Genomic DNA, 12,552 nt, shown 5'->3' with positions numbered 1-12,552 from the left:
TTGTGGTTCATTCCATAACGAGTCCTGGTCATGCCCGCCACTCACGCGCACAACCTCAAACACGCAGTCGCCGCCCAGTTCGCCAGCCGTCCCACGCTCCGCCAGGTCGCAGGGGAACAGGTCATGAAGGTGATCCTGGAGCACTATCCTCTGGTTGGCGTGCATCGCCCTGAGATGACCTCGGCTGCACCGCTGTACCTGATGTCCATGCATCCGGATGGCGTCTGGCACCCTCAGCCGCTGGTGGATGTGGTGCTGCAGGCCCTGCTTGCGGCTAAACCACTGGACCTCGCCCCAGCGGGTGACTACCGCCTTAGCCTGAACCCGCCCCGGCGCTTTTTCGCCATCGAGTCGAGCCTTGAAACTGCCGAGGGCGATTTGATCGAGCCCGCGCGCCTGACCGATGGCCTCAACGCGTTGCTGCCGATGCTGCTTTGGCACTTCCAGCAAGCGCAGATCGATTATTGGAACGGCGACGCCACGATCGACCGCGACCTGTGGTTGCAGCAGTTGTTGCGCGCCAACCTGCTCGATGGCCTGAAAGACGAAGCGCTGGACGACGAACAACGCAAGCTGCTGCGTGACCTGATGATGGGCAACCGCACCGGGCTCGATGTGCAGCTGGTGCGGGTTGCGTTACGTGAGGGCGAAGACACTTTCCATGAGCTGTTGCCCGGTTTGCTGATTACCGCCTCCAGTGAAGTTCGCGAACTGACACTCTGGTGTTCTCCCGAAGGCCTGGTCCGCAGTTTTGACGCCCAGGCTTCATTCGGCGCGGCGTTGCAAATACAGATGGCTGGACGTTACCGGTTTGATGAGTTGAGCTGGCAGGGCCTGACTGTGGAGGGCGACGCTTTCGCCCTGTACAGCGCCTTGTTGCTGGAAATCTTGCTCGAGCGCGTGGCCCGCCTGCGCTGGAGCGCGATCGACAGCGTCGACCAACTGGAGCATTACTGCCATTTGGCCTGCGACCCCGCGTCCTTTTTTGCCGAGTTCAGTGACCATGGCACCGGTGGGCTGGGCCTGGCGCTTCCCAAGGGCCTGTCGCGAGCCGATACGGATAGCCAGACCGCCTACCTGCAAGCCATGCTCGACTTGTCGCTACTGCAACAGCACAGCCCAGCCCAGGGCATTCAGGACGGTCTGCCGGACTTGCACACCTATGCGGCGACGCGCCTGCGCGAAGCGATGCTGCATGACCACCCGGTAGACGCCAATTACTTTCCTGATGACCTTATCCTCAGCGTCGAGACCTTTGTCAGTGACGGTCACGGGCTGGGCTTCGGCCAGAAGACCGGTGAAAAGAAGTTGACCCTGACGCAACTGGCGATCGGCCGCCTGGATGCCACAGCAGGAGGGGTGGTGACACACATCGCGCACCGGGAAAACCAGCTGATCATGAAGTGGATGACCATTGATTACGTCCGTGAGCTGGTGCAGCGAGTCGACATCGGCGGTACGTATCCACGTCATGTACAGTCGATGCTCGATCGCTCGGCGAGCCGCGCCGAACACATCTCGGCATTTGCCATACGCTGGCGTATTACCCTGATGTTCGATGCCGCGCGGGCGCGTGCAGTCAAGCGGCTCGACAAGTTCGCCTACGGTGCCCTGGCAGAATTCTGCCGCAGCGGCCAGGAAGGTGCAGCGGCTGTGCGCATTGCGGCGCTTGCGTTCAAACGCTCGCCGACATCAGAGAGGGTCGATGTGGCGCATGGTTTCTACGTGATCGAACTCATCGAGTTGGGGGCTCATCTGTTGTATTGCCCGCTGTACACCGACAAGGCACTGATTCAGTTCGACAGCGCTCAGGCACTGTTGGATGCGATCAGCCGCCCGGGGGCGTTGCAGGACAACGTGCTGCTTTGGATCGAGCAAGCTCAGCGCGCGGTCTACGACAATGGTGGCTTCCGGGAGCCGCACCTGCCCCAATGGCTGCCCGACCCTTACACACTCCCGGCGAAACCGCAGCCTGTTCAGTTGGCGCTGCAATTCTGGGCGCAGGACGTGGATCGGCAGATGTTCGAAGCCAAGGGCCGGATGTTGCTGGAGCTGGCGGATCGCAGCGCCATGAGTAACAGCGAGGTGCGCTGGCGGCTGGTCACGGCATTTTCCTGGGAGCTGCTGAACGTTGTGTTTCCGGTGTTACCAGGGCCGCTCACCTCGGTTGCCTGGCTTTACATCGGCATGCGCAGCTTGATCAACGATGTGCAGGGGCTGGCCAGCTCGCATCTCGACGAGCGAATCCAGGCGATGGTCGATGTGCTGAACAACACCTTGCTGGCCCTGATACACCTGCAAACGCCGCAACTGGCAACGCCGGCCATTTCTGGCGACCTGCCGCCATTGCTGCTCGAGGGGCCACCTGCGGGCAATGGGGTCGAGCTGGCGAAGCTTTCCACGGTAACGCGGGAGCCTAGTGCCTCGGTCGACAGCCTGCAGGCCATGGCCAATACCCAGCTCGACTTTTCCTGGCGTGGGGCTGGGGGGCTCAACGGCCTGTCAAGTGCCCAGCGCGGCCAAATGCGGGCGTTGGCGGCCAGCGTTTCACTGGAGGGGCGCAAACCGCAGACGCAGGGCGTGGCTGCGGGGCTGGTACGGATTGGGGGTGATTTTCATGTGTCTCTGGACGGTGATGTCTACCGAGTCAGCCTTGATAACGCAGCATTTCGCATCATCGGTCCGGACGGCACGCTTGGGCCGTATCTGATGCGCGACGGTGATGTCTGGCACCTCAATAATTCGCGCTTGCACGGTGGCAATGATCGCTCCGGCGAGTTGGCCCGCGAGCGATTGCGCAAGAAGCTTAGCGGTCCGATCGCCAAGGCTCAGGCCGAGATAGAGCGGCTTCTCTTGGCCGCGGAGGCTGCCACGAAGGATTTCAACGCGTTGAGCGAGCAGGTTGTCGGTTTGCGTGATCCGGTAAACAAAGTCGAGGACCGGCTGCAAAAGGCGCCACCAACCGACCCGGGCGAACGTGCGCAATTCGAGCAGGCTACCGAGTTGTTCAAGCGCAAACTCCAGCAGTTGCACGAGCAGACGAATGCGCTGCGCACCCGGCGCCTGGCGTTGAACGACAGTCTATTCCAGGGGTATCTCGAGGCTGAACGCAACATTATCTATGTGCTCGACAAGGCGAGCGCCTCGACGCAGGGCGGCAGCGTGAGAGATCAACGGATACTCTTGGGCCAGGTCCGCAAGAACCTGATCAGCTTTGGCATGTTCTTCATTGATGAACTCCTGGCCTTGGGTGGGTTCAGGGAATATGACCAACTCACCAATGCGCTCAATGTCGCACCGCCAGAGAAACAGGCCGAGTTGTATGCCAGGTTCCGGACGATGTTGGAAAAGTTGCTTGAAGAGCAGCCCAGGATCATCAATGTCTCCGGCCAGTTGGATCGCCTGTTGGCCATCACCGATATCGACATGCAAGTGCCTTACATCAATACCACTCTTACCGTCTCGAGCATTATCGCGAGCCGTAAGACGACCACGATCAACATCCGGTTTTTCCAGGCCATGGGCCTGGTCGAGCTGGCCCTGCAGTGGCACACAGGCACGCCTACCCAGCACTACATGATCTTCCGCCATGCGCTCGCCAGTCAGCGTCTGCGGGTGGCCGCACAAACGCATCATCTGCTGATGTTCTGTGACTTGCCTGTCGCCGAACGCATCGAGGTGCTGCAAAGTGCGTGGGACGAATACCTCGCGGCGATTCTCAACGCCGAACGGATCAAGACACTCGGCAGCAAGCTCATCGATGTCCAGCGCCTTGAGGCTTACAAGCAACAGATGGTGGAACTGAAAACCATAGCCGGTGAGGCGTTGGTCGAGGCCATGCGCGAGCAGGCGGACGGGCAGGTCCGTGGCACACGTCGTGCGGTCTATTCACGAAAGAGCCTGCAGGTGGCCCATACGCGGGCTGGTCAGATAGTCATTGGCAGCGAATCGGTGGTCGACGGGCAGGCGGTGCTGCAAGTTGTAGCGGCTTTCAACAAGAGCTCGCTGCATCGCTTCCAGAAGCAGGGAAACACCTGGGTTGAAGAGGTAGCCGCGGGCGAACCGGAACAGCCGTTGCGGACTTCTACCCCGGAGTCCGAAAGGAACAACCGGGAACTGGCCGAGGCCATGCTGGCACAGAATGAAAATGTCATCGCTCAAGCCAGAGCCCTGGTTGCCAAGGATGCTGACGACATGGGCCTGATGTCGATGCTGGACGGCCAGATCAACGAAGTGGCCGAGCTGCGTGAACAGCTCAGCGATGCCAACGCAGAGCACGCACTGCTGGCGGGCATGGACGATGCGCTGATTCAGTTGCGTCAGGCCCGCCGGGACTGTTTGGTAGCGCTTTACAGCAAGACGCGCTATCCAGGTTCCAGAGGGCTGAATTTTCTCCATCAACAGGGGCTGCTTGCAGTGGAATATGTCGGGCCTCGGCAGGTGGTTTCCGATGGCTATCTGGACGAGTACCGGATCAGCCTGTTGCGTGCCCCCGGTGAGAGTCGAGGTAAACCCTTGTGGGCCGCGCATTTCCATTTTGCCGACTCGCAGGCGGCGCCGACGGCGTTTGGCAAAGGCCATCTCAAGCTGTGGAGCCAGCGCAAGATGGGGTATCGCGAGCAAATGAAGGCGGCGAGCGAGGGGCAGGTACTGAGCATTTATCGGGGTAACCTGACCTACGCACAGGCCAGGGATGTCATTCCGTTCAACCTCTGAACATTCGCCCGGGTGGCCCAGCGGTTGCCCGTGATCAGCAAATGCTAGCGATTGCTGTAACGGCCATGCTTACCGTGTGCAGGCATGGCCTGGTTGCCACGTGTGGCGATCATCTGTTGCAGCGTGACCAGTTCGATACCCAGCTGCTTGAGCCGGGGAATTTGACTTTCCAGCACCGCGAGCGTCTGCGGGTATGGGTGGCCGATCAACACCGCGGAGCCTTGCTTGCGGGCCAGCGCGATACCCTGTTGCAGCTGAGCGTCGATGGCTTCCAGTGTGCGCACGTCATCCAGAAATACATCCCGCGACACATGCGCCACATCGTGTGCTTGAGCCTCGGCCGCGGCGACCGTGGCGGCACTGGTGCGGCTGTCGACGAAGAACAGTTGGCGCCGCTGCAGCTCGCCCATCAACCACGCCATGGGTTCACGCTGTGCGGTCATGCGGCTGCCCATGTGGTTGTTGATGCCGGCGGCGTAGGGCACCTTGACCAATGCTGCGTCCAGCCGCCGCGCCAGCTCTTCGATGGCGATGCCCGGGTGCCAGGCATAGGGCCCGGTGGCCGGGTCCATGGGCATGTGCAGGATCACCGTCTTGCCGGCCTTGTGTGCCTGGCGGGCAAAGTCGGTGGCATGCGGGGTGTCGGGCATGATCGCCATGGTTACCGGCCCGGGCAGGGCCAGGGTACGGCTGTCACGCTCGGTGCTCTGGCCCAGGTCGTCGATGATGATGCTCATGTAGGCCTTGTTGGCCGGCGCCGCTTGCGCGATTCCGGCCATCAGGCAAAACAACAGACACAGCAGATAACGCATAGGGTGGCTCAGTCGCCCTTGGTGATGTTCAGGCCCTTGAGCAGGCTCAGTGCCTGGCTCAGCTGGAAGTCGTCATCCTGCGGGCGTTCCTTGCGCTTGCTGCTGCCCGTCGGGCGGTCGGCGCCGCCGTTGCCGTTGCCCAGGTGGCCCTGCAGGTCGGCTTCCTTGAAGTTTTCGGTGTCGGCCTCGGCGGTGAGCTTGGCCTGGCGCACTTCGATGTCCGGGACGATGCCCTGGGCCTGGATCGAACGGCCGTTGGGGGTGTAGTAGAGCGCAGTGGTGAGCTTCAGGGCGCGGTCGTTGGCCAGTGGCAGCACGGTCTGCACCGAGCCTTTGCCGAAGCTGTCGGTACCCATCAGTACGGCGCGCTTCTGGTCCTGCAGGGCGCCAGCGACAATTTCCGATGCCGATGCACTGCCACCGTTGATCAGCACCACCAACGGCACGCCTTCGCTGGCATTGGCCGGGTTGGCCGAGAAACGCAGCTCGGAGTTGGCGATGCGGCCCTTGGTGTAGACGATCAGGCCTTTGGTCAGGAAGTGGTCGGCCACTTCCACCGCCGACTGCAGCACGCCGCCTGGGTTGTTGCGCAGGTCCAGCACTACCCCGCGCAGCTTCTTGCCGTTGTCCTTGCGCAGCTTGGCCAGCGCCTTGCCCACTTCGTCACCGGTCTTGACCTGGAACTGGGTGATACGGATGTAGCCGTAATCGTTCTCCAGTAGCTGGCTCTTCACGCTCTTGACCTGAATGACCGCACGGGTCAGGTTCACGTCAAACGGGGTGCCACCGTCGCGCACCAAGGTCAGGGTGATTTTCTCGCCGACCTTGCCGCGCATCTTGTCGACCGCTTCGGTCATGGTCTGGCCGCGGGTCGGGGCGCCGTTGATCTTGACGATCAGGTCACCAGCCTGCACGCCGGCCCGCGAGGCCGGGGTGTCGTCGATTGGCGAGACCACCTTGATGAAGCCGTCTTCCTGGCCTACTTCAATGCCCAGCCCGCCGAACTCGCCGCTGGTGCTTTCCTGCAGTTCCTGGAAGTCCTCGGGGCCAAGATAGGCCGAGTGCGGGTCAAGGTTGCTAAGCATGCCCTTGATGGCGTTTTCCAGCAGGGTCTTGTCGTCTACCGGTTCGACATAGGCGGCCTTGATACGGTCCAGGACCTCGGCGAAGGTGCGCAGTTCTTCCAGCGGCAGTGGCGCCTTGGCGGTCACCTCGGTGGCTGGCACTGCGGCGGCCTTGGCCGGCTCTGCGGCGGTGGCCAGGGGCGCGCCTACCGCCAGGGCGATGGACAGGGCCAGCTGGGTGAGACGAGGCGAGTGCAGCATGTCGAACGAACTCCTGATCCTGTAAGCGCTCCCTGGGGAGCATCGGCGCAGCACTCAGGCTGCGCCGTAGAAATGTGACTAGGCTTTGTACGAAAAGCCTTGATACTTGTTCATGCTGCGTTGAAAACAGCCTCGGAATGCTCATGTACTCCAGTACAGTCGGGCGCGACCCCGGCCGTTCCTCGGCTGTTTTCGCCTTGCCTGACCTGCGTCTCAAGACTTTTCGTACAGAGCCTAGCCCCGGCACCACTGCGAAGGGTCGGTAGGCCGGCCCTGCTGGCGGATCGCGAAATACAAGCCTGTCGTGTCCTGACCACCGCTGTTGCCAACGGTGGAAATGGCTTCACCGGCCTTGACGATGTCACCGGCATTCTTGAGCAGGCTCTGGTTGTGGCCGTACAGGCTCAGGTAACCGTTGCCATGGTCGAGAATGACCAGAAGCCCGGCGCCGCGCAACCAGTCCGCGAAAACCACGCGCCCGCCGTGCACGGCGCGTACCTGAGTGCCCGGGGTGGCGCTGATCATCACTCCGTCCCATTTGGCACGGGCGTCGCTGCCGCGGGCATCGCCGAAACGAGCCAGCAGTCGACCATTGACTGGCCATGGAAGTTTGCCCCGCGCAGCAGAAAATGCGCCGCCGTAGTTCGCACCATCGCTGGAAACCATCGGGCCGAGGGTGGTGCGGGCCTTTTTCGGTGGCTCTACTGGTTCTGCTGGCTCACGGGCCTGGTCGCGGGCAGCGGCGGCGGCCAGCGCTGCCTGCTTGCGGCGTTTTTCCGCTTCCTGCTGCGCCAGCAGGGCCTTCTTGCGCGCTTCTTCAGCTTCACGGGCCTGGCGGGCGAGGGTTTCCTCGATGGTCTTCAGGACCTTGGCCAGGTCGGCCTGGTCCTGTTCGCGCGCTTGTAGCTTTTGACCGCGGTCCTTTACATCGCTGTTGAGCTTGGCCAATACCTGCTGGCGCTTGGCGCGCTCGGTTTCCAGCGCCTGGCGGCGGCTGTCGAGGTCCGCGCGCTGGGCCAGCAGCTGTTGCTGCTGGCTGGAAATTTCCTGTTCGACGTTGGCCAGTTGGCGCAAGGTCTCGTTGAAGGTGCGCAATTGCTCCAGGCGCGCCTTGCTCAGGTAGTCGTAATAGGTGAGGGTGCGGGCGAATTTCTCGGGGTTCTGCTGGTTGAGCAGCAGCTTGAGGTATTCCTCGCGACCGTTGTTCTGGTAGGCCGAACGGGCCTGGATGGCGATCAGTCGTTGTTGTTCAACGCGGGCGCTCTGGAGTTTTTTTTTCTCGGTATCAAGGCGCTCCAGCTCGCCTTCAGTCTTTTTTAGTTCTTGCTGCAGGGCCTCCACCTGCTTTTCGAGGTTGCCGATGTCGGTTTCGGTGGTTTTGAGGTCCTTTTGCACACCGGCCTTTTCTTCCTGGAGCTTGCTCAGCGTTTTCTTGAGCTCGGCAATGTCCTGGCGGGTGGCATCCAGTTGCTGCTGGGTCTGCGCGCGCTCATCGGCGAAGGCCGGGCTGAGCAGGCAAGACAAGGCTAGGAGGATCAGGGCGCGAAGCATGGGGTTTGGCGTACCAAGGATGGAGACTGGCCTAGTATGCCCGCGTGGGCAGGCAAAAAAAACGCCTCGCTGCGGATGCAGGGGGGCGTTTGTCTGGAATTCATGTGCAATTGGGGCTGCAAGGCAGCCCCTCGTTGCCATTCAGGCGTCGACCAGAATCGAAGTACCGGTCATTTCCACCGGCTTTTCCAGCCCCAGCAGCTTCAGCATGGTCGGTGCCACGTCGGCCAGCACGCCGCCCTCACGCACTTTCACGTTGCGCTTGCCAACATAGATGAACGGTACCGGCTCAGTAGTGTGTGCAGTGTGCGCCTGGCCGGTGCACTCGTCCTCCATCTGCTCGACGTTGCCGTGGTCGGCGGTGATCAGCGCCTCGCCGCCGACCTTGTCCAGCGCGTCGACAATGCGGCCTACGCAGGTATCCAGCGCTTCGACGGCCTTGACTGCCGCTTCGAACACGCCGGTGTGGCCGACCATGTCACCGTTGGCGTAGTTGACCACGATGACGTCGAAGCGCTGCTGTTCGATGGCTTCGACGATGCGATCGGTCACCTCTGGTGCGCTCATTTCCGGTTGCAGGTCATAGGTGGCGACCTTCGGCGACGGGATCAGGATGCGTTCTTCGCCTTCGAACGGCTCTTCGCGGCCACCAGAGAAGAAGAAGGTGACGTGGGCATATTTCTCGGTTTCGGCGATGCGCAGCTGGGTCTTGCCGTTTTTCGCCAGGTATTCGCCCAGCACGTTGTTGAGGCTGGATGGCGCAAAGGCTGCTGGTGCCGGGATCTTCGCCGAATACTGGGTCAGGCCGATGTACGCCGCCATCTTTGGCAGGCGCGCACGGGCGAATTCCGTGAAGTCTGGCTCTACAAATGCACGCGACAGTTCGCGAGCACGGTCGGCGCGGAAGTTCATGAAGATCACGGCATCGCCATCTTCGACCTTGACGGCTTCGCCGATGCGCGTGGCCTTGACGAATTCGTCGCTCTCGTCGCGGGCGTAAGCTGCTTCAAGGCCTGCTTGGGCCGTGTCAGCGGTGTACTCGGCAGCGCTGTCGACGATCAGGTTGTAGGCGGCGCTGACACGGTCCCAGCGGTTGTCGCGGTCCATGGCGTAGTAGCGGCCGATCAGGCTGGCGATGCGGCCCTTGCCCAGCTTGGCGAAGGTGGCATCGAGCAGTTCGATGGACGACTGCGCGCTGCGTGGCGGGGTGTCGCGGCCATCGAGGAAGGCATGCAGGTAGATCTTTTCGGCGCCACGCTGGGCGGCCAATTCGGCCATGGCCACCAAGTGGTCCTGGTGGCTGTGTACGCCACCATCGGACAGCAGGCCGAGAATGTGCACGGCCTTGCCAGCACTGGCTGCCTTGTCCACAGCACCGGTCAGCACCGGGTTTTCGAAGAACTCGCCGTCGCGGATGGCCTTGGTCACCCGGGTGAAGTCCTGATAGACGACACGACCTGCGCCGAGGTTCATATGACCGACTTCGGAGTTGCCCATCTGCCCGTCCGGCAGGCCGACATCCATGCCCGAGCCGGAAATAAGGCCATGCGGCTGGGTGGCGCACAGGCGGTCATAGACCGGTTTATTGGCGGCAAAGATGGCATTGTGTTCGGGGATATCGCTATGGCCGAAGCCATCCAGGATAATCAGGACCAGGGGTTTGGGCGTGCTCGTCATCAATCAAACTCACGGTTGTTCAAAGATGATAAAGACACGCATTTTAGGGCAAATACGCCACCCGCGGCGAATATTCGTCCCATTCCACCGACCGGCGCACCTGTGCTAGCAACATGAAGGTGGTTTTGTGGCCGGCCCGTCGGGCTTTGGTGGCACCAAGGGGCTGTGTATACTGGCCGGCATTTTCAATCGCCTGGAACACCGCTGATGGTTGCTCACCTGATTCAATTCGCGACAGATCACTACATCCTGGTTGCGATCTTCCTCATTTTGCTGGTCCTGCTGCTTATCAATGAAATCCGTCGTGGTGGCCAGAGCCTGACTAACGGCCAACTGACAGCCATGGTCAATGCCGAGAAGGCCCTGGTGATCGACATTCGCCCGGCCAAGGAATACTCCGCTGGTCATATCGTCGGTGCGGTGAACATCCCGCAGGACAAACTGGCCAACCGCATGACCGAGTTGGGCAAACATAAAGAGAAGACCCTGATTGTCGTCGACGCGATGGGCCAGCAGTCCGGCACTATTTGCCGCGAGCTGCTCAAAGCTGGTTACAACGCCGCCAAACTGAGCGGTGGCGTTTCCAGCTGGAAAGCCGATAACCTGCCCCTGGTGAAGTGATATGAAGCCTGTCATCGTCTATTCCAGCGACTACTGCCCCTACTGCATGCGCGCCAAGTACCTGCTCGAGAGCAAGGGCGTGGCCTTCGAGGAAATCAAGGTCGACGGCAAGCCGCAGGTTCGCGCCGAGATGAGTCAGAAAGCCGGCCGTACGTCGGTGCCGCAGATCTGGATCGGCAGCACCCATGTCGGTGGATGCGATGACCTCTATGCCCTGGAGCGCGCCGGCAAGCTCGACGCGCTGCTGGCGGCCTGATTTGCACTGCATTCAAAAACATTAGGATAAGGATCTGACATGACTGACCAACAGACCAACGGCGCTGCTGCAGAAGACAACAGCCCTCAGTTCTCCCTGCAACGCATCTATGTGCGCGACCTGTCGTTCGAGGCCCCGAAAAGCCCGCAGATCTTCCGTCAGACCTGGGAGCCGAGCGTTGCTCTGGACCTGAACACCAAGCAGAAATCCCTGGAAGGCGACTTCCACGAGGTCGTGCTGACCCTGTCGGTTACCGTCAAGAACGGTGACGAAGTGGCTTTCATTGCTGAAGTGCAGCAGGCCGGTATCTTCCTGATCGCCAACCTCGATGCGCCTTCGATGAGCCACACCCTGGGTGCGTTCTGCCCTAACATCCTGTTCCCTTATGCCCGTGAGGCCCTGGATAGCCTGGTGACTCGCGGTTCGTTCCCGGCGCTGATGCTGTCGCCTGTCAACTTCGACGCCCTGTACGCGCAAGAAATGCAGCGTATGCAGGAAGCGGGTGAAGCGCCTACTGTGCAGTAATAACTGCCGGTATCAAGAAAGCGCCTCTCGGGGCGCTTTTTTTTGCCTGTGCGGGCCTCTTCGCGGGTAAACCCGCTGCTACAGGCGATCGCGCCGTTCCCTCAATCTGTGTAGGAGCGGGTTTACCCGCGAAAAGGCCGGCACAGGCGACACATCAGCTCCCGGCAAACCCGTTCTGCCGCCACGCCTCATACACCGTCACCGCCACGGTATTGGACAGGTTCAGGCTACGGCACCCCGGCCGCATCGGCAGGCGCAGGCGGTGTTCGGCCGGCAGGCTGTCCAGCACCTCGGCCGGCAGCCCGCGGCTCTCCGGCCCGAACAGGAAGGCATCGCCCGGCTGGAAGGCCACTTCGTGGAACGGGTGCGAGCCCTTGGTGGTAAAGGCGAACAACCGTGGGTTGCCAAGGCTTTCCAGGCATCCGGCCAAGCTCTCGTGACGCTTGAGCGTGGCATACTCGTGGTAGTCCAGCCCTGCGCGGCGCAGGCGCTTGTCATCCAGTTCGAAGCTGATGGGTTCGATCAGGTGCAGGGCGCAGCCGCTGTTGGCGCATAGACGAATGATGTTGCCGGTATTCGGCGGAATTTCTGGTTGAAAAAGGATGACGTGAAACATGCACGGCTCCAAGCGTGAAGATGACGGGCATTCTACTCCTGAACCGGACGTGCGTTCGAAGGCCTTCCCACGGGTGATGCTGTCGTTGGCGATCGTCGGCTTGATGGTGGGGCTGATGATCGGTCGCCTGACTACGCCCAACGAGCGAGAGTTGCAGCAGGTGCAGGTGATGCAGGATGGCCTGGAGCTTTGGTTCAACGAAGAGCCCAAGCTGCATGGCGAGAACGTGGAAGGGACGGTGGCGTTGCTGTTCCAGGCCCAGGGCAAGGCTCAGCAAGGGCAGCTTAGCCTGCAAGGCAAGCCGGTGAGCTGGCGGGTACAGCACAGCAAGGAAGGTTTGTTGCTGACGGTGGTGGCCGCGCGCCCCCTGCACGGCGAATGGGCCGGTGCAGAGGACGCTGGGCGCTGGCGGGTGCAAGTGAAACTGCACGAATAAAAGAGGGGATATCCCGG

10 protein-coding genes are annotated in these 12,552 nt (G+C 61.4%); 5 read left to right on the top strand and 5 right to left on the bottom strand.

Translation table 11 applies throughout. The annotated features are described in order from the left end of the window. The first annotated feature begins 30 nt into the window (after positions 1–30). Entirely contained in the window at positions 31–4,716 is a 4,686-nt protein-coding gene (locus ACYCCG_RS06185; RefSeq protein WP_459669753.1) for a dermonecrotic toxin domain-containing protein, read from the top strand. Between the two features lie 44 nt (positions 4,717–4,760). On the opposite strand, the gene ACYCCG_RS06180 is transcribed toward ACYCCG_RS06185, so the two are convergent. The 4 genes from ACYCCG_RS06180 to gpmI all read right to left on the bottom strand — a co-directional run bounded on the left by ACYCCG_RS06180 (position 4,761) and on the right by gpmI (position 10,081). Further along, the gene (locus ACYCCG_RS06180; RefSeq protein WP_176684803.1) at positions 4,761–5,528 is read right to left on the bottom strand and encodes a divergent polysaccharide deacetylase family protein; all 768 of its coding nucleotides are present in this window, start codon (positions 5,526–5,528) and stop codon (positions 4,761–4,763) included. A gap of 8 nt (positions 5,529–5,536) precedes the next feature. Next, positions 5,537–6,853, bottom strand: a complete 1,317-nt coding sequence (locus ACYCCG_RS06175; protein ID WP_176684804.1) for a S41 family peptidase — start codon at positions 6,851–6,853, stop codon at positions 5,537–5,539. Positions 6,854–7,087: 234 nt separating this feature from the next. Beyond that, positions 7,088–8,404, bottom strand: a complete 1,317-nt coding sequence (locus ACYCCG_RS06170) for a murein hydrolase activator EnvC family protein (protein ID WP_339443778.1) — start codon at positions 8,402–8,404, stop codon at positions 7,088–7,090. 141 nt (positions 8,405–8,545) lie between these two features. Beyond that, entirely contained in the window at positions 8,546–10,081 is a 1,536-nt protein-coding gene (gene gpmI, locus ACYCCG_RS06165; protein WP_176684806.1) for a 2,3-bisphosphoglycerate-independent phosphoglycerate mutase, read from the bottom strand. A gap of 207 nt (positions 10,082–10,288) precedes the next feature. Here gpmI and ACYCCG_RS06160 point away from each other — a divergent pair, with 207 nt between their 5' ends. Genes ACYCCG_RS06160 through secB form a run of 3 tightly spaced genes read left to right on the top strand, consistent with a single transcriptional unit; the run spans position 10,289 to position 11,483 of the window. Continuing rightward, positions 10,289–10,702 carry a rhodanese-like domain-containing protein gene (locus tag ACYCCG_RS06160; protein ID WP_176684807.1) on the top strand — a complete coding sequence of 138 codons (414 nt, stop codon included), beginning with the start codon at positions 10,289–10,291 and terminating at the stop codon, positions 10,700–10,702. Position 10,703: 1 nt separating this feature from the next. Further along, positions 10,704–10,958 (top strand): glutaredoxin 3, encoded by a 255-nt coding sequence (gene grxC / locus ACYCCG_RS06155; RefSeq protein WP_003249204.1) that lies wholly within the window; start codon positions 10,704–10,706, stop codon positions 10,956–10,958. A gap of 39 nt (positions 10,959–10,997) precedes the next feature. Continuing rightward, positions 10,998–11,483, top strand: a complete 486-nt coding sequence (secB, locus tag ACYCCG_RS06150; RefSeq protein WP_003249206.1) for a protein-export chaperone SecB — start codon at positions 10,998–11,000, stop codon at positions 11,481–11,483. 154 nt (positions 11,484–11,637) lie between these two features. Here secB and trmL read toward each other — a convergent pair whose 3' ends face one another. Beyond that, positions 11,638–12,099: a tRNA (uridine(34)/cytosine(34)/5-carboxymethylaminomethyluridine(34)-2'-O)-methyltransferase TrmL gene (gene trmL / locus ACYCCG_RS06145; protein WP_003249209.1), complete on the bottom strand. Its 462-nt coding sequence runs from the start codon at positions 12,097–12,099 to the stop codon at positions 11,638–11,640. On the opposite strand from trmL, the gene ACYCCG_RS06140 reads away from it, so the two are divergent. Next, positions 12,098–12,535, top strand: a complete 438-nt coding sequence (locus tag ACYCCG_RS06140; RefSeq protein ID WP_339443779.1) for a hypothetical protein — start codon at positions 12,098–12,100, stop codon at positions 12,533–12,535. The two genes, trmL and ACYCCG_RS06140, sit on opposite strands and share 2 nt — an antisense overlap. Positions 12,536–12,552 lie beyond the last annotated feature (17 nt).

Source organism: Pseudomonas sp. VEM90 (genome assembly GCF_054611535.1).
The sequence above is the reverse complement of the archived record's forward strand: the minus strand, read 5'-3'. Positions and strand labels throughout refer to the sequence as shown.